Below are 15,625 nucleotides of genomic sequence, written 5' to 3' on the forward strand. Positions count from 1 at the left end.
CTTCACCTTATTCAAACCTGCGCGATCCACTTACGATGGGTATGGATCGACATCAAAACCCCAAACGCTGACAGCAGCGTCACCAGCGAAGTTCCTCCGTAGCTAATGAACGGCAACGGCACCCCCACGACCGGCAACAGGCCACTGACCATACCGATGTTGACGAAAACGTAAACAAAAAACGTCATGGTCAGGGCGCCGGCAAGCAATTTGCCGAACAGTGTCTGCGCCTGGGCGGTGATCACCAGCCCACGACCGATCAGCAGCAGATAGATCAGCAGCAAGGCGCAGATGCCCACCAGGCCGAACTCTTCGCCCATGACCGCGATAATAAAGTCAGTGTGGCTCTCGGGCAAAAAGTCCAAGTGGGACTGAGTGCCCAGCAACCAGCCCTTGCCGAACACGCCGCCGGAGCCGATGGCCGCCTTGGACTGAATGATGTTCCAACCGGTGCCCAGCGGATCGCTTTCCGGGTCGAGGAAGGTCAGGATCCGCTGCTTCTGGTAGTCGTGCATGATGAAGAACCACATGGCGATCGCCACCGGCACCGCGGCGGCCAGCACGCTGAGGATCCAGCGCCAGCGCAGCCCGCCCATGAACAGCACGAAGGCGCCGCCGGCAAGGATCAGCAGCGAGGTACCCAGGTCCGGCTGGCGCACGATCAGAATGAACGGAATACCGATCAGGATCAGGCTGATGCCCACATGCTTGAGCTGCGGCGGCAAGCTGCGCTTGGCCAGGTACCAGGCGATAGTCGCCGGCATGATGATCTTCATGAACTCCGAGGGCTGGAAACGAATCACCCCGGGAATATTGATCCAGCGGGTGGCGCCCATGGCGTTGTGCCCCATGACATCCACCACCACCAGCAGCACCACGCCGAACACATAGGCCAGTGGCACCCAGCGGGCCATGAACCGGGGTTCGAACTGGGCAATGACGATCATCGACACCAGGCCGATGCCGAACGATGTTGCCTGCTTGCCCAGCAGGTCCCAGCTCTTGCCGCTGGCCGAATACAGGACGAACAAGCTGCCGGCCGCCAGGGTCAGCAACAGAATCAGCAATGGACCGTCGATGTGCATGCGCTGCAACAGCGTCGCACGGCGACGCATCACATCCTCGCTGGACAGGATGCGATCAAAATTACTCTTCACGGGCCGTAGCCTCCGCACTGATAGGGCCGGCAAACTCAGGCTTGAGCAGGCCATCCGGGCCGAGGAGCCAGGCATCCATCACCTGGCGTACCACTGGGGCCGCCACGCCGGAACCAGACTCGCCGTTCTCGACCATGACCGAAACCACGATTTTCGGGTTTTCCGCCGGCGCGAAGCCGACGAACAGGGCGTGGTCGCGATGGCGCTCCTGAACCTTGGAGCGGTCGTACTTCTCGCCCTGCTTGATCGCGACCACCTGGGCCGTACCACTCTTGCCAGCAATTCGGTATTGCGAGCCGATGGCCGCCTTGCGCGCCGTGCCGCGGGCACCGTGCATCACCTGCTGCATGCCGTGGTTGACCTTCGTCCAGTCCGACGGATCGCGCAGGACGATGTCCGGCATCGGGTTTTCATCCACCGGCTTTTCGCCTTCGATGGTCTTGGCCAGGTGCGGACGATTCCATTTGCCCTTGTTCGCCACCAGCGCCGTGGCCTGGGCCAGCTGCAACGGGGTGGACTGCATGTAGCCCTGGCCGATCCCGAGAATCAGCGTCTCGCCCGGGAACCAGGCCTGGCGACGGGTGGCGCGCTTCCATTCCCGCGACGGCATCAGGCCCGGCGACTCCTCGAACATGTCCAGCGAGACCTTCTGGCCGATCCCGAACTTGTTCATGTAGGCGGACAACCGGTCGATCCCCAGCTTGTGGGCCAGGTCATAGAAGTAGGTGTCGTTGGACCGCATGATCGCGGTGTCGAGGTCGACGTAACCGTCACCGCTACGGTTCCAGTTACGGTACTTGTGATCGTAGTTGGGCAGTTGGTAATAGCCCGGGTCATAGACCCGCGTGGAGGCCGTCACCACCCCGGAATCGAGGCCGGCGATCGCCACCGCCGGCTTGATGGTCGAGCCCGGCGGATACAGGCCGCGCAGCACCCGGTTGAACAGCGGACGATCGATGGAGTCGCGCAGCTCGGCATAGGCCTTGAAACTGATGCCGGTCACGAACAGGTTCGGATCGAAACTCGGCTGGCTGACCATGGCCAGCACTTCCCCGGTGTTCGGGTCCAGCGCCACCACCGCGCCACGCCGGCCACCCAAGGCCGCCTCGGCGGCTTCCTGCAGCTTGATGTCCAGGCTCAGGACAATGTCCTTGCCGGGAATCGGGTCGGTACGCTTGAGCACCCGCAACACGCGACCGCGAGCGTTGGTCTCGACCTCTTCGTAACCCACCTGGCCGTGCAGCTCGGGCTCGTAGAAACGCTCGATACCGGTCTTGCCAATGTGGTGGGTGCCGCTGTAGTTCACCGGGTCCAGGGTCTTCAGCTCTTTCTCGTTGATCCGCCCCATGTAGCCCACCGAGTGCGCGAAGTGCGCGCCCTGCGGGTAATGGCGGACCAGCTGCGCCACCACTTCCACTCCGGGCAGGCGGAACTGATTGACCGCGATCCGGGCAATCTGCTCTTCGTTGAGTTCGAACAGGATCGGCACCGGCTCGAACGGCCGACGCCCCTGCTTCATGCGTTTCTCGAACAGCACCCGGTCTTCCGGCGTCAGCTCCAGCACTTCGACAATGACGTCGAGCACCTGGCGCCAGTCGCCGGAACGCTCGCGGGTCATGCTCAGGCTGAAGCTCGGCCGGTTATCGGCCACCACCACGCCATTACGGTCGAAGATCAGGCCGCGGGTCGGCGGAATCGGCTGGACGTGAACCCGGTTGTTTTCCGACAGGGTCGAGTGATAGTCGTACTGGATCACCTGCAGGTAATACAGGCGCGCGATCAGCACCCCGATCAGGCAGACCACGGCAATAGCCCCGAACACGACCCGGCCACGCACCAGACGGGCGTCTTTTTCGTGGTCCTTGATACGGATCGGCTGGGACATTAGGGGCGCGGACTATTTGTGATAAGGGTGCCCGGACAGGACTGTCCAGGCGCGATACAGCTGTTCACCGATCAGGATCCGTACCAGCGGGTGCGGCAAGGTCAGCGGCGACAGCGACCAGCGCTGATCCGCCCGCGCGCAGACTTCCGGCGCCAGCCCCTCGGGGCCGCCGACCATGAAGTTCACGGTGCGCGAGTCGAGGCGCCAGCGGTCCAGTTCCACCGCCAGTTGCTCGGTGCTCCAGGGCTTGCCGTGCACCTCGAGGGTAACGATCCGCTCGTTCGGGCCGACCTTGGCCAGCATGGCTTCGCCCTCCTGACGGATGAAGCGAGCCACATCGGCGTTCTTGCCACGGGTATTGAGCGGTATTTCCACCAGTTCCAGCGCCAGTTCGGATGGCAGACGCTTGGCATACTCGTGCCAACCCTCTTCCACCCACTTGGGCATGCGTGAACCGACAGCGATCAGACGCAGGCGCACAGCCGTCCCTTATTGCTGGTCTTTGTTGAGCTTGGTGAAGTGCTCATGGGTGTGCTCCGGGCTGTGGTGCTTGCCATCGGCCGCACGGCTCTGCTCGGCGCCCTGCCACAGACGTTCCAGGTCGTAGAACTGGCGTGCGGAGGCGGTCATCATGTGCACGATCACGTCGTCCAGGTCCAGCAGCACCCAGTCGCTGTCGCCCTTGCCTTCTTCACCCAGCGGCTTGACGCCCTGGGCCTTGACCATCTCGCGGACCTTTTCCAGCATCGCGCCGATCTGGCGGTTGGAAGTACCGGTGGCGATGATCATGTAGTCGGTGATGCTCTGCTTGTCGCGAACATCGATCACCAGGACGTCCTGGGCCTTGACGTCTTCCAGCGCGGCGACTGCCACCTTGACCAGATCTTCGCCTTTCATTACTTGGTTAGTCATATAAAACTCGTTCAGCTCGTATGTTTGGCGCGTTGCACGGCATCGGCCGGCAGCGCGCCTTCAGTTCGGCCCACGGTAAAGACCGTGGGCATCGATATAGGCCAGGACCGCATCAGGCACCAGGAAACGTACCGACTTACCGCTGGCCAGCAGTTGACGGATCTGGGTGGCAGACACCGCGAGCGGTGTCTGCCAGACGAATGCAATGTGTCCTCCGGGCCCTTGCAGGGCCAGGGGATCGCTCACCGAGCGCGCCGCCAGCAGGTTGCGCAACGCATCCGGCGGCTCGCTGTCGGCATCCGGGCGTTGCAGCACCAGGATGTGGCAATGCTGGAGCAACTCTTCCCAGCGATGCCAGGTAGGCAGGCCGCAAAAAGCGTCCCAGCCCAGCAACAGGAACAACTGGTCATCCGCGGCCATCTCGGCCCGCATCTGTTCCAGGGTGTCTATGGTGTAGGACGGCTTGTCCCGTTTCAGCTCACGGTCGTCCACCACCAGGGGTGAAACGCCCGCCACCGCGCACTCGACCATCGCCAGACGGTCCAGGGCCGAAACCTGCGGCGCATCGCGATGCGGCGGCCGCGCACTGGGCGTCAGACGCAGCTCATCGAGCCCCAGCGAGTCGGCCACCTCCAGCGCGCTGCGCAGGTGACCGATGTGCACGGGGTCGAAGGTACCGCCCAGCAGACCGATACGTTTGCTCATCAAGTGCGCACATGGCCGTCGCCGAAGACGACATATTTCTCGCTGGTCAGCCCTTCCAGGCCGACCGGGCCACGGGCGTGCAGCTTGTCGGTGGAAATACCGATCTCCGCGCCCAGGCCATATTCGAAACCGTCGGCAAACCGGGTCGAGGCATTGACCATCACCGAGCTGGAGTCCACCTCGTTGAGGAAACGCCGGGCGTCGGTGAAGTTCTCGGTGACGATGGCGTCGGTGTGCTGCGAACCGTAGGTGTTGATGTGCTCGATGGCCGCGTCCAGGCTGTCGACCACCAGAATCGACAGGATCGGCGCGGTGTACTCGGTGCGCCAGTCTTCTTCGGTGGCCTCGATCACATCGTCGCCCAGCAAGGCGCGGGTACGCGGGCAACCACGCAGCTCGACCTTCTTGTCGCGATAGATCGCCGCCAGCGGCGGCAACACGCGCTCGGCAATACCGGCGTGGACCAACAGGGTCTCCATGGTATTGCAGGGCGCGTAACGCTGGGTCTTGGCGTTGTCGGCGATGCGAATCGCCTTGTCCAGGTCGGCCGCCACGTCGATGAACACATGGCAGACGCCGTCCAGATGCTTGATCACCGGCACCTTGGCGTCGCGGCTGACCCGCTCGATCAGGCTCTTGCCGCCACGCGGCACGATCACGTCGACGAACTCGGGCATGGTGATCAGCGCGCCAACGGCGGCGCGATCGGTGGTTTCCACCACCTGCACCACCTGCGCCGGCAGACCGGCCACCGCCAGCCCTTGCTGAATGCAAGTGGCAATGGCGCGGTTGGAATTGATCGCCTCGGAGCCACCACGCAGGATCGTGGCGTTGCCAGACTTCAGGCACAGGCTGGCGGCGTCGATGGTCACATTGGGACGCGACTCGTAGATGATGCCGATCACCCCCAGGGGCACGCGCATCTTGCCGACCTGGATGCCCGAAGGCAGGTAGCGCATATCGCGGATTTCACCGATGGGGTCAGGCAGCTTGGCCACCTGACGCAATCCTTCGATCATTTCGTCGATACGCACCGGGGTCAGCGCCAGACGATCGAGCAATGCCGGTTCCAGACCATTGGCCCGGCCGTTGGCCAGGTCCTGCTCATTGGCCGCGTTCAGCTCGGGGCGAGCCGCGTCCAATGCATCGGCAGCCGCCAGCAGTGCGCGGTTTTTCTGCGCAGTGGTGGCACGGGCGATTACCCGCGAGGCTTCGCGGGCAGCGCGACCCAAACGGGTCATGTAGTCAAGAACGGACTCAGTCATGGTCTGCTGTGGTCTTGGCAAAGAGGAAAGCGGCTGATTATAGCTGTCGCGCCGGTCCACGGACAGCGGTCACGGGCGGATGGTCGAAATGGACGGCAAATACCTCTCGTTCAGCCTGAATTAAGCCTGGAATTGATATCATTCCGACCCAATTCCCGTCATCGCTCCTGGCTACCATGTCCATTCTGTCCACTCCGACGCTGCCCAAGGCCCTGCCCGACGGCTTTTTCGACCGAGACGCCCAGGTCCTGGCCCGTGAGCTGCTCGGCAAGATCATCCGCCATCGGGTCGGCGATCTGTGGTTGTCGGCGCGCATTATCGAAACAGAAGCCTATTACTGTGAGGAAAAAGGCAGCCATGCCTCCCTCGGCTACACAGAAAAGCGTAAGGCTTTGTTTCTGGACGGCGGCCACATCTATATGTACTACGCCCGCGGTGGCGACTCGCTGAACTTCAGCGCCCAGGGGCCAGGCAACGCGGTGCTGATCAAGTCGGCCTACCCCTGGGTCGACGAAGTCTCGGGCCCCGCCAGCCTGGCGCAGATGCTCCTGAACAATCCCGATGCCAGCGGCCGGCCGCGCCCCTCACAGAAGCTCTGCGCCGGCCAGACCCTGCTGTGCAAGGCACTGGGCCTGAAAGTCCCGGTGTGGGATGCCAAGCGCTTCGACCATGAAGTGCTGTTCGTCGAAGATGTCGGCACGCCCGTCGCCAGCATCATCCAGACCACCCGCCTGGGCATTCCCCACGGCCGCGATGAACACTTGATGTACCGCTTTGTCGATGCCGCTTACGCCCCCTACTGCACCCGGAACCCGCTACGTCGCGGGCAGGTCGAAGGTCGCGACTATTTGCTGCTCGATTGATCCCTTTCGCAGGAACCGGCGTGCCCGCGGATGGTTTTATCGCGAGCAAGCCCGTCCCTACAGTTGAACCACCGAATAATCGGAGTTGAAACCTATGGGCCAATGGCTCGATGGAATAACCGGCTGGCTGACGATGAACCCTCAGTGGCTGGCGGCAGCCGTGTTCATCGTCGCCTGCGTCGAATGCCTGGCGATTGCCGGCCTGATCGTACCTGGCACCGTGCTGTTGTTCGCCATCGCCGTGATGGCCGGCAGCGGCGCGCTGTCCCTGGGTGAAACCCTGGCGCTGGGGTTCTTCGGCGGCTTGCTCGGGGATGTGGTGTCCTACCTGCTGGGCCGGCGTTTTCACCAGAACATCCGCCGCCTGCCAGGGCTGCGCCATCACCCGGAATGGATCAACGGCGCCGAAGCCTATTTCCAGCGTTACGGTATTGCCAGCCTGCTGGTCGGGCGCTTTATCGGTCCCTTGCGGCCCATGCTGCCGATGGTAGCCGGCATGTTCGACATGTCGTTCCCGCGCTTTTTCGCCGTCAGCCTGCTGGCCGCGGCCGGCTGGACAGTCGCCTACCTGCTGCCGGGCTGGGCCACGGGCGCGGCGATCCGCCTGCCCTTGCCTGAAGGATTCTGGCCACAGGCGGGAATTGTCGCCGCCAGCATCGCCCTGCTGCTGGGCCTGAGTATCAACAGCACCGTGCGCCGCCATCGCAAGGCCAGCCCGCTGGTAGCGGGCCTCAGCCTGGCAATCCTGGCCGGGCTGTTCATCGGTTATCCCTACCTGAACCATTTCGACCAGGGCCTGATGGCGCTGGTCCAGGAGCACCGCAGCCCGGTAATGGACGAGGTGATGGTGGTGCTCACCCAGTTCGGCGAATTCCGCACCATGCTGTTCGCCAGCGCCCTGGTCACCCTGCTGTTGCTGGTTGCCCGACAATGGCGGCAGGCGATGTTCGCGGGCGCTACGTTGTTGTGCACCGCGCTGGCCAACACCGGCACCAAACTCTTCTTCGCCCGCGTACGTCCGGAAGTCCTGACCGACCCACTGACCAGCTACAGCATGCCCAGCGGCCACAGCTCCGGTTCGTTCGCCCTGTTCCTGACCCTGGCGGTGCTCGCCGGTCGCGGCCAGCCGCCGCGCATGCGCCTGACCTGGCTGCTGCTGGGCTGCCTGCCGGCGGCCGCGATTGCCGTGTCGCGGATTTACCTGGGCGCGCATTGGCCCACCGACATCCTCGCCGGCGCCATGCTTGCCGCCTGCGTGTGCGCCGCCAGCCTATGGCTCGCCCAGCGCCAGACTCCACTGGAACCCATGCCGGCCAAGATCTGGTGGCTGGTATTGCCGGCGCTGGTAGCATTGTTCGGTTTCGAAGCAGTCAGGCATCTGCCGCACGCCCTGCTGCGTTATGCGTATTGAGGTTTTATAGCCGCGAGGATCAGGCGAACAGCTCGCCCTGCAATTCGTCCAACAAGGCCTGGATCGCATCCAAGCGTTGTTGCGGGTCGTCCAGTTGCAGCAGGTCGATCTTGTCCAGCTCGGAGAACGGCAACAGGTAGGCCAGCTGGTTGGCCAGCGACTGCTGACCGGTGGCTTCGGTGCCCATGTTCAGGGCTTCGACCATCGGGTGTTCGGCCAGCGCCTTGAGCAAGGCGATCAGGTCCCCGTCGTCATCCTGCAGCGGCCGCTCCGGCGCCTCGCCCAGCCACTCGACTTCAGCCACCCGCAACTGATCGCGCTGCACTTCGCTGCTCAGCACCCGAAAACGCCGCCCGCCCTTGACCCGAATTCCCAGCAGGCCGTTGTCCTGCTGATGGAAGTCGGTGATCAGCGCTTCACAGCCCACCCGCGCAAAACCTTCCGGGGCGATCCCCACCTCTTCGCCTTCAAGGATGCACACCACGCCGAAGCCACTGCCCTGTTTCATGCAGCGACCGATCATGTCCAGGTAGCGCGCCTCGAAAATCTGCAAGTCGAGAATGCAGTCGGGGAACAGCACCGTATTCAGCGGGAAAAGCGCCAGGCTCATACAGGTTTCCTTAAACCACCAACGACACCGCCAACGGCAGGAAGACCGCCGTGGCCACACCCATCAGACTCATCGCCAGCGCCGCGAAAGCACCGCACTCATCACTTTCCTGCAAGGCCACCGAAGTGCCCACCGCGTGAGCCGTCATGCCCAGCGCCATGCCTCGGGCTTCCGGGCTATGCACCTGCAGGCGGTTGAGGATGGCCGGGCCGAAAATCGCCCCGATCACCCCGGTGATCAATACGAATACCGCGGCCAGCGCTGCGACACCGCCAATCTGTTCGGCCACCAGCATGGCGATCGGCGAGGTCACCGATTTCGGCGCCATGGTCATCAGGATCATGTTCTCGGCACCGAACCACCACCCCAGCAGTACGCCCAGGCCGGTGGCGACCACCCCTCCAATCACCAGCGTAGTAAATATCGGCCAGAACAACTGTCGAATCCGCCGCAGGTTGAGGTACAGCGGTACGGCCAGCGCCACCGTGGCCGGGCCCAGGAGAATGCTGAGGATCTCCGTGCTCTTGCGGTACTCGGCGTAGCTCAGGCCGCAGCTCAGCAGCACGCCGATCACCAGCAGCATGGAGACCAGCACCGGTTGCAGAAAGATCCAGCGGGTTTTCTCGAAGGCCGCGAGCACCAGTTGATAGGCGCCCAGGGTAATGCCGATACCGAACAACGGATGGTGGATCACCGACGCCCAGGCGCCCTGCCAGTCGAACATCATTGGCCGCCCTCCCGGTGTCCGTGGCGCTTGACCAGCCGCTGCATCAGCACGCCGACGAAGGCCATCGAGATCACCAGCGACAACACCAGCGCGCCGACTATCGCCCAGAAATCCGCGGCGATATCCGCCGCGTACACCATCACGCCCACCGCGGGCGGCACCAGCAACAGCGGCAGGTAACGCAGGAGGCTGGAGGCGGCCAGGCTCAGCGGCTCGCCCACCTCGCCGCGCGCCACCAGAAAGATCAGCAGCAACAGCAGACCGACAATCGGCCCCGGCAGGATCGGCAGGAACAGGTGATTGATCGCCGTGCCGAGCAATTGAAACAGCACCAGCCATGTCAGACCGCGTAACAACATCCCTCATCCCCCCGAAAAAACGCCGGGCATTATAAGCACGCGAACGCTATGGACCGGCATTCGCCAAAAGCATGGAAGGTTGACCGGAGCAAACCCCCATGATGATCTACAGTGGGTTGTCAGGGGGTACGCCCCCGACCCTTTAGAACGATAAAACCGATGAACCCAAGGAGAGTCTCAATGCCGTATGTTCCTGTTGCAGAGCTCAAAGATTATGTCGGAAAGGAACTAGGACGTTCCGAATGGCTCACCATCGACCAGCAGCGTATCAACCTGTTCGCCGAAGCCACGGGTGACTTCCAGTTCATCCACGTAGACCCGGTGAAAGCCGCCCAGACGCCGTTCGGCGGCACCATTGCCCACGGTTTCCTGTCGCTGTCGCTGATCCCGAAACTGATGGAAGACATCCTGATCCTGCCCGAGGGTCTGAAGATGGCGGTCAACTACGGCCTGGACAGCGTGCGCTTCATCCAGCCGGTCAAGGTCGATTCCAGGGTCCGCCTCAAGGTCGACCTGGTGGACGTCACCGAGAAGAAACCCGGCCAATGGCTGCTCAAGGCCACCGCCACTCTGGAAATCGAAGGCCAGGAAAAACCAGCCTACATCGCCGAGCCATTGTCCCTCTGCTTTGTCTGAAACCTTCCTGATGCGAAACAGCTCACGCTGTTTCGCGCAGCCTCTCTATATATAAGCCTCGTTGCTGCGGCATACTCGGTCCCCTAATTATCCGGATCCCGCTATGCGCCCACTTGTACCCCTGGCTCTGACCCTGTTGCTCACCGCATGTGGAGACGGCGAATCGCTGCTGCCTCCCGACGCCCGTCTGCCGGACGGTGGCCGCTACCGCGGCGATGTGGTCAACGGGTTGTTGCAGGGACAAGGCCGCATCGACTACCCCAACGGCAGCTGGTATGCGGGTCAGTTCGACAGCGGCCAGTGGCATGGCCAGGGCGAGTGGCACGGCAGCGATGGCGAGGTCTACCGCGGACAATTCCAGCAGGGTCTGTTCCATGGCCAGGGCAGCCTGACCACCAAGGACAGCAGCTACACCGGCGGCTTCAAACTGGGCCGGCGCGACGGTGAAGGCACTCTCAAGGAACGCGGCATGACCTACCGCGGCGAATTCAAGTCCGACCTGTATTCCGGGCTCGGCCGTCTCGAACTGGAAGACGGCAGCCAGTACCAGGGCCAGTTCTCCCGCGGCAAACCCAACGGCGAAGGCCAGCGCAGCGATGCCAGCGGCAACCAGTTCAGCGGCCACTTCGTCGATGGCCAGCTGGAAGGCAACGGCACCTTCGGCAGCGCCGAGGGCGATCTCTACGTCGGCGGCTTCAAACAGAACCAGCTCAGCGGCAAGGGGCGCTACGAAAACGCCGACGGCGATGTCTGGATCGGCCAGTTCAAGGAAGGCGCCCTCAGTGGCAAGGGTGAACTGATCGGCGTCGACGGCAGCCATTACATCGGCCGCTTCAGCGACTGGCGCTTCAGCGGCCAGGGCCGCCTGAACCTCAGCGACGGCAGCTTCTACATCGGTGGCTTCGAAGGCGACAACTACCAGGGCCACGGCGTGCTAGTGCTGCGCGATGGCACCGTGCAAAGCGGCGACTGGATCAATGGCCTGCGGGTTCGCGATGCCGACGGCCGACTGTTGCCCGACCCATTGGAGACCGGCTTGCTGGCCCAGGGCCGCCTGCTCGACGACGCCCTCGCCGCGGTGCCGGCGTCGACGTCCGCCATCGAGCTCTACAGCCTGACGCTGGCCGGCGATGGCAAGCAAAGCGTGTTTCTGCGCGAGGCTGATTACGTCAGCAACATGCTCGCCACCCGCTTCGGCGCCTACGGACAGATCCGCCTGGTCAACCACCGCGACCGTCTCGACAGCCGCCCCATGGCCACCCGGGAAAACCTGCGGCGCGCGGTACAGGTCCTGGCCGAACGCAGCGGCCCGGAAGACCTGCTGTTCATCTACCTGACCAGCCACGGCACCAGCGAACACGAACTGGTGCTCGACCAGCCGCGCCTGGAGCTGGCCGACCTGCCGGCCGACGAGTTGGCCGCGGTGCTGGCGCCGCTGAAAAACCGCGACAAGATCATCGTGATCTCGGCCTGTTATTCCGGCGGATTCATTCCCGCGCTCAAGGATGACCGGACCCTGATCATGACCGCTTCGCAGGCCGATCGCGTATCCTTCGGCTGCTCGGAAGAAGCCGACTTCACCTACTTCGGCGACGCCCTGTTCGCCCAGGCGCTGAACCAGACCGACGACCTGGAGCAGGCCTTCAAGCTGGCCAGGGCGACCGTGGCCGAACGCGAACAGACGGACAACTTCGAAGCTTCCGAACCGCAGATCTGGGCGCCCAAGGGGGTCTTGGCGCACTGGCAGCATCTGCGCAAGCAACAAGCACGAAAGGCGCTGCAAAGCGCCGCCAACGACAGCAAGGAAGCAAAGAGCAACTAAGCTGAAACAGTATCAAGGGGGAAACATTATGTACTTGACGCCTCAGCATATCTTGCTCGCCGGCGCGACCGGCCTGACTGGCGAGCACTTGCTCGACCGCCTGCTCAACGAACCCACGGTAACCCGCGTACTGGCGCCCAGCCGGCGCCCCCTGAGCGAACACCCACGCCTGCAAAACCCGGTCGGCGACCCGGCGGTAATCCTGCCGCAGCTCAGCGGCCGGGTGGACCTGGCGTTCTGCTGCCTGGGCACCACCCTCAAGAAAGCCGGCTCCGAACAGGCGTTCCGCGCCGTCGACCTGGACCTGGTGGTGGCCTTCGGCAAGCGCGCACGGGAGATGGGCGCGCGGCACCTGGTCGTGATCAGTGCCCTGGGCGCGGACACGAAATCCTCGATTTTCTACAACCGGGTCAAAGGCGAAATGGAACAGGCGCTGAAGGCCCAGGACTGGCCGCAACTGACCATTTGCCGGCCGTCGCTGCTGCTTGGCGAACGCATAGAGCCGCGGCTCGCCGAACAGCTGGCCGGGCCGCTGTCCAAGCTGATTCCCGGCAAATACCACGGCATCGAAGCCTGCCATCTGGCCCGGGCCATGTGGCGCCTGGCGCTGGAAGAGCAGGATGGCGTGCGGATCGTCGAGTCCGACGAATTGCGCAAGCTGGGTAAATAACGGGCATTAGAAAGCATCGCGGGCAAGCTCCGCTCCTACAGAAGCATGTGCTTTTCTGTAGGAGCGGAGCTTGCCCGCGAAAGAACTACAACCCGCCCGTGGCCTGAAACCCAACCCCCAATACCGTCAGTACCGACAGCGGCAACAGCAGCGTGTCGAGCAAGGCGCTGGCCGGCAGGTCGACACCTGGATAGCTCGGCGCTTCAGCGCCGAAGCGATCCATAGGACAACAGCCGCCCTGCATCACATACCAGTCCAAGCGCGTCCCGGAATACACCACCGGCGCTCCCGGCTTGGCCGCGTTGAGCGTGCGGGCCGTGGCGCAACCGCCCAACTGCAGGGCGACCAGCAGAATCAGCAGCGACTTACTCATCGCTGCTCAGATGATGCTCGCCCCACCGCGGCAACATGTCCTGCGGGATGTTCAACAGGTTGAGAATCCGCGCCACGACAAAATCCACCAGGTCGTCGATGGTCTGCGGCTGGTGATAGAAACCCGGAGAGGCCGGTAGAATGGTCACCCCCATGTTCGACAGCTTGAGCATGTTCTCCAAGTGGATGCTGGAGTAAGGCGCCTCGCGTGGCACCAGGATCAGCTGGCGGCGCTCCTTCAGGGTGACGTCCGCTGCCCGCTCGATCAGGTTGTTGCAAGCGCCCGTGGCGATGGCCGACAAGGTGCCGGTGGAACAAGGCACCACCACCATCGCCGCTGGCGAGCCGGAGCCCGAAGCCACCGGCGACATCCAGTCTTCCTTGCCATACACCCGGATCTGCCCGGCCGCCGCACCGGTGTACTCGGTGAGGAAGGCCTGCATGGTCTGCGGCTTGGACGGCAGGGTCACGTCGGTCTCGGTCGCCATCACCAGCTGCGCGGCCTTGGAGATCAGGAAGTGCACTTCACGGTCTTCGCGCACCAGGCAATCCAGCAGGCGCAGGCCGTACTGGGCGCCCGAGGCGCCGGTCATCGCCAGGGTGATGCGTTCCGGGCCGTTGTTCATCGCAGTGCCTCGGCCAGCTTGCCGTGCAGGCCGCCGAAGCCGCCGTTGCTCATGATCACCACGTGGGTGCCCGGCTTGGCCTGGCTCTTCACCCGCTCGATGATGCCTTCCAGGGAATCGCTGACAATCGACGGCACAGTGCACAGCGCAGCGGTGGCACCCAGGTCCCAACCGAGGTTGGCCGGCGAATACCAGACCACCTGATCGGCCTGGTTGACGCTTTCCGGCAGCCCGTCACGGTGAGCGCCGAGCTTCATGGAGTTGGAGCGCGGCTCGATGATCGCGATCAACGGCGCATCGCCGATGCGCTTGCGCAGGCCGTCCAAAGTAGTGGCGATGGCGGTCGGGTGGTGGGCGAAATCGTCGTAGATGGTGATGCCATGGACTTCAGCCACCTTCTCCATCCGCCGCTTGACGCTCTTGAACGCGCTCAGCGCGGCGATGCCCATGGCCGGCACCACGCCGACATGGCGCGCCGCGGCCAGGGTGGCCAGGGCGTTGGCGACGTTGTGCTGGCCAGTCATATCCCACTCGACCACGCCTTGGGCCTCGCCCTCGAACATCACCTCGAACTTCGAGCCGTCTTCGCTGAGCAGCTTGACCTGCCATTGGCCGCCCGCGCCGGTGGTTTGCACCGGGGTCCAGCAGCCCATTTCGATCACTCGCTGCAGGGCCGGCTCGGTGGTCGGGTGGATGACCAGGCCTTCGCTCGGGATGGTCCGTACCAGATGGTGGAACTGTCGCTCGATAGCCGGCAGATCGGGAAAGATGTCCGCATGATCGAACTCGAGATTGTTCAGGATCGCCGTGCGCGGACGGTAGTGCACGAACTTCGAGCGCTTGTCGAAGAAGGCGCTGTCGTATTCATCGGCCTCGATCACGAAGAACGGTGTGCCGCCCAGGCGGGCCGACACCGAGAAGTTCTGCGGCACGCCACCGATCAGGAAACCCGGGCTCATGCCCGCATGCTCCAGTACCCAGGCCAGCATGCTGCTGGTGGTGGTCTTGCCGTGGGTGCCGGCGACCGCCAGTACCCAACGGCCTTGCAGCACATGGTCGGCCAGCCATTGCGGGCCGGAAACATAGGGCAGGCCCTTGTTCAGCACATATTCCACCGCCGGGTTGCCGCGGGACATGGCGTTGCCGATCACCACCAGGTCCGGCGCCGGGTCAAGCTGAGCCGGGTCGTAGCCCTGGGTCAACTCGATGCCCTGGGCTTCGAGCTGGGTGCTCATCGGCGGGTAGACATTGGCATCGGAGCCGGTGACATGATGGCCCAGTTCTTTGGCCAGAACCGCCATCGAGCCCATGAAGGTGCCGCAAATACCGAGAATATGAATGTGCATAGTCGACCTCGTAAAACATCGAGGCAGGTTAGCGTAGAGGGCTGCAAATCGCACTCTTTAGCTGATGGGGGAACACGCGGTTATCGCTGCCGGAGGCTATGACGAGTTCTACGGGGCTTTTGACGGGGAATCGCCCGAACGCGGCTGGAGGCTTGGACCGCGGTTACAGACGTATCGGCGGCTGCACCGCCTATCGCGAGCAATCGAGCGCCGACCGGCTGCTCCTACAGAGGAATGCGTATCTTCTGTAGGAGCGAGG

General features: G+C 63.4%; 17 protein-coding genes. 5 read left to right on the plus strand and 12 right to left on the minus strand.

All coding sequences use genetic code 11. The annotated features are described in order from the left end of the window. Positions 1 to 11 precede the first annotated feature (11 nt). The 6 genes from rodA to C4K38_RS28295 are packed head-to-tail and all read right to left on the minus strand — an operon-like array spanning position 12 to position 5,924. On the minus strand, positions 12 to 1,115 hold the full coding sequence (gene rodA / locus C4K38_RS28270; protein ID WP_051519227.1) for a rod shape-determining protein RodA: 1,104 nt from the start codon (positions 1,113 to 1,115) through the stop codon (positions 12 to 14). Between the two features lie 31 nt (positions 1,116 to 1,146). Continuing rightward, on the minus strand, positions 1,147 to 3,042 hold the full coding sequence (gene mrdA, locus C4K38_RS28275) for a penicillin-binding protein 2 (RefSeq protein ID WP_023969282.1): 1,896 nt from the start codon (positions 3,040 to 3,042) through the stop codon (positions 1,147 to 1,149). A 12-nt stretch (positions 3,043 to 3,054) separates the two neighbouring features. Continuing rightward, a complete protein-coding gene (gene rlmH / locus C4K38_RS28280) occupies positions 3,055 to 3,522 on the minus strand; it encodes a 23S rRNA (pseudouridine(1915)-N(3))-methyltransferase RlmH (RefSeq protein ID WP_003185785.1) in 468 nt (155 codons plus the stop codon). 9 nt (positions 3,523 to 3,531) lie between these two features. Further along, positions 3,532 to 3,954: a ribosome silencing factor gene (gene rsfS / locus C4K38_RS28285; RefSeq protein WP_009051039.1), complete on the minus strand. Its 423-nt coding sequence runs from the start codon at positions 3,952 to 3,954 to the stop codon at positions 3,532 to 3,534. Between the two features lie 60 nt (positions 3,955 to 4,014). After that, entirely contained in the window at positions 4,015 to 4,659 is a 645-nt protein-coding gene (nadD, locus tag C4K38_RS28290) for a nicotinate-nucleotide adenylyltransferase (RefSeq protein WP_025807711.1), read from the minus strand. Further along, positions 4,659 to 5,924 carry a glutamate-5-semialdehyde dehydrogenase gene (locus C4K38_RS28295; RefSeq protein ID WP_053281077.1) on the minus strand — a complete coding sequence of 422 codons (1,266 nt, stop codon included), beginning with the start codon at positions 5,922 to 5,924 and terminating at the stop codon, positions 4,659 to 4,661. The genes nadD and C4K38_RS28295 overlap by 1 nt, the downstream gene beginning before the upstream one ends. A gap of 176 nt (positions 5,925 to 6,100) precedes the next feature. Between C4K38_RS28295 and C4K38_RS28300 the strand changes: the two genes are divergently transcribed. Next, entirely contained in the window at positions 6,101 to 6,787 is a 687-nt protein-coding gene (locus C4K38_RS28300) for a DNA-3-methyladenine glycosylase (RefSeq protein ID WP_053281078.1), read from the plus strand. 94 nt (positions 6,788 to 6,881) lie between these two features. Beyond that, complete coding sequence (locus C4K38_RS28305; RefSeq protein WP_053281079.1) at positions 6,882 to 8,198, plus strand: bifunctional DedA family/phosphatase PAP2 family protein; 1,317 nt, start codon at positions 6,882 to 6,884, stop codon at positions 8,196 to 8,198. A gap of 19 nt (positions 8,199 to 8,217) precedes the next feature. On the opposite strand, the gene C4K38_RS28310 is transcribed toward C4K38_RS28305, so the two are convergent. Genes C4K38_RS28310 through C4K38_RS28320 form a run of 3 tightly spaced genes read right to left on the minus strand, consistent with a single transcriptional unit; the run spans position 8,218 to position 9,894 of the window. Next, on the minus strand, positions 8,218 to 8,808 hold the full coding sequence (locus C4K38_RS28310; RefSeq protein WP_053281080.1) for an LON peptidase substrate-binding domain-containing protein: 591 nt from the start codon (positions 8,806 to 8,808) through the stop codon (positions 8,218 to 8,220). Between the two features lie 10 nt (positions 8,809 to 8,818). Continuing rightward, a complete protein-coding gene (locus C4K38_RS28315) occupies positions 8,819 to 9,535 on the minus strand; it encodes an LrgB family protein (RefSeq protein WP_007927117.1) in 717 nt (238 codons plus the stop codon). After that, positions 9,532 to 9,894, minus strand: a complete 363-nt coding sequence (locus tag C4K38_RS28320; protein WP_053281081.1) for a CidA/LrgA family protein — start codon at positions 9,892 to 9,894, stop codon at positions 9,532 to 9,534. Before C4K38_RS28320 ends, C4K38_RS28315 begins: the two co-directional genes overlap by 4 nt. A gap of 180 nt (positions 9,895 to 10,074) precedes the next feature. On the opposite strand from C4K38_RS28320, the gene C4K38_RS28325 reads away from it, so the two are divergent. From C4K38_RS28325 to C4K38_RS28335, 3 genes are all read left to right on the plus strand, one after another. After that, positions 10,075 to 10,530 carry a MaoC family dehydratase gene (locus C4K38_RS28325; RefSeq protein ID WP_053281082.1) on the plus strand — a complete coding sequence of 152 codons (456 nt, stop codon included), beginning with the start codon at positions 10,075 to 10,077 and terminating at the stop codon, positions 10,528 to 10,530. 103 nt (positions 10,531 to 10,633) lie between these two features. Beyond that, positions 10,634 to 12,352 (plus strand): C13 family peptidase, encoded by a 1,719-nt coding sequence (locus C4K38_RS28330; protein ID WP_053281083.1) that lies wholly within the window; start codon positions 10,634 to 10,636, stop codon positions 12,350 to 12,352. Positions 12,353 to 12,380: 28 nt separating this feature from the next. After that, positions 12,381 to 13,022 (plus strand): oxidoreductase, encoded by a 642-nt coding sequence (locus C4K38_RS28335; RefSeq protein WP_053281084.1) that lies wholly within the window; start codon positions 12,381 to 12,383, stop codon positions 13,020 to 13,022. An 85-nt stretch (positions 13,023 to 13,107) separates the two neighbouring features. On the opposite strand, the gene C4K38_RS28340 is transcribed toward C4K38_RS28335, so the two are convergent. From C4K38_RS28340 to mpl, 3 genes are read right to left on the minus strand one after another with little or no spacing between them, the layout of a single operon-like run. Continuing rightward, a complete protein-coding gene (locus C4K38_RS28340; RefSeq protein WP_025807731.1) occupies positions 13,108 to 13,395 on the minus strand; it encodes a YceK/YidQ family lipoprotein in 288 nt (95 codons plus the stop codon). Continuing rightward, entirely contained in the window at positions 13,388 to 14,020 is a 633-nt protein-coding gene (gene ubiX / locus C4K38_RS28345; protein ID WP_007927126.1) for a flavin prenyltransferase UbiX, read from the minus strand. The genes C4K38_RS28340 and ubiX overlap by 8 nt, the downstream gene beginning before the upstream one ends. After that, positions 14,017 to 15,366 (minus strand): UDP-N-acetylmuramate:L-alanyl-gamma-D-glutamyl-meso-diaminopimelate ligase, encoded by a 1,350-nt coding sequence (gene mpl, locus C4K38_RS28350; RefSeq protein ID WP_053281085.1) that lies wholly within the window; start codon positions 15,364 to 15,366, stop codon positions 14,017 to 14,019. The genes ubiX and mpl overlap by 4 nt, the downstream gene beginning before the upstream one ends. Positions 15,367 to 15,625: the final 259 nt, after the last annotated feature.

Origin of the sequence: Pseudomonas chlororaphis subsp. piscium, from assembly GCF_003850345.1 — a bacterium.
Taxonomy (GTDB): domain Bacteria; phylum Pseudomonadota; class Gammaproteobacteria; order Pseudomonadales; family Pseudomonadaceae; genus Aquipseudomonas; species Aquipseudomonas piscium.

Excerpts from the sequence above, each read along its gene's own strand:
- rodA (WP_051519227.1), bottom strand. The coding sequence starts at position 1,115 with ATGCGTCGCCGTGCGACGCTGTTGCAGCGCATGCACATCGACGGTCCA.
- mrdA (WP_023969282.1), bottom strand. The coding sequence starts at position 3,042 with ATGTCCCAGCCGATCCGTATCAAGGACCACGAAAAAGACGCCCGTCTG.
- rsfS (WP_009051039.1), bottom strand. The coding sequence starts at position 3,954 with ATGACTAACCAAGTAATGAAAGGCGAAGATCTGGTCAAGGTGGCAGTC.
- nadD (WP_025807711.1), bottom strand. The coding sequence starts at position 4,659 with ATGAGCAAACGTATCGGTCTGCTGGGCGGTACCTTCGACCCCGTGCAC.
- C4K38_RS28295 (WP_053281077.1), bottom strand. The coding sequence starts at position 5,924 with ATGACTGAGTCCGTTCTTGACTACATGACCCGTTTGGGTCGCGCTGCC.
- C4K38_RS28300 (WP_053281078.1), top strand. The coding sequence starts at position 6,101 with ATGTCCATTCTGTCCACTCCGACGCTGCCCAAGGCCCTGCCCGACGGC.
- C4K38_RS28305 (WP_053281079.1), top strand. The coding sequence starts at position 6,882 with ATGGGCCAATGGCTCGATGGAATAACCGGCTGGCTGACGATGAACCCT.
- C4K38_RS28310 (WP_053281080.1), bottom strand. The coding sequence starts at position 8,808 with ATGAGCCTGGCGCTTTTCCCGCTGAATACGGTGCTGTTCCCCGACTGC.
- C4K38_RS28315 (WP_007927117.1), bottom strand. The coding sequence starts at position 9,535 with ATGATGTTCGACTGGCAGGGCGCCTGGGCGTCGGTGATCCACCATCCG.
- C4K38_RS28320 (WP_053281081.1), bottom strand. The coding sequence starts at position 9,894 with ATGTTGTTACGCGGTCTGACATGGCTGGTGCTGTTTCAATTGCTCGGC.
- C4K38_RS28325 (WP_053281082.1), top strand. The coding sequence starts at position 10,075 with ATGCCGTATGTTCCTGTTGCAGAGCTCAAAGATTATGTCGGAAAGGAA.
- C4K38_RS28330 (WP_053281083.1), top strand. The coding sequence starts at position 10,634 with ATGCGCCCACTTGTACCCCTGGCTCTGACCCTGTTGCTCACCGCATGT.
- C4K38_RS28335 (WP_053281084.1), top strand. The coding sequence starts at position 12,381 with ATGTACTTGACGCCTCAGCATATCTTGCTCGCCGGCGCGACCGGCCTG.
- C4K38_RS28340 (WP_025807731.1), bottom strand. The coding sequence starts at position 13,395 with ATGAGTAAGTCGCTGCTGATTCTGCTGGTCGCCCTGCAGTTGGGCGGT.
- ubiX (WP_007927126.1), bottom strand. The coding sequence starts at position 14,020 with ATGAACAACGGCCCGGAACGCATCACCCTGGCGATGACCGGCGCCTCG.
- mpl (WP_053281085.1), bottom strand. The coding sequence starts at position 15,366 with ATGCACATTCATATTCTCGGTATTTGCGGCACCTTCATGGGCTCGATG.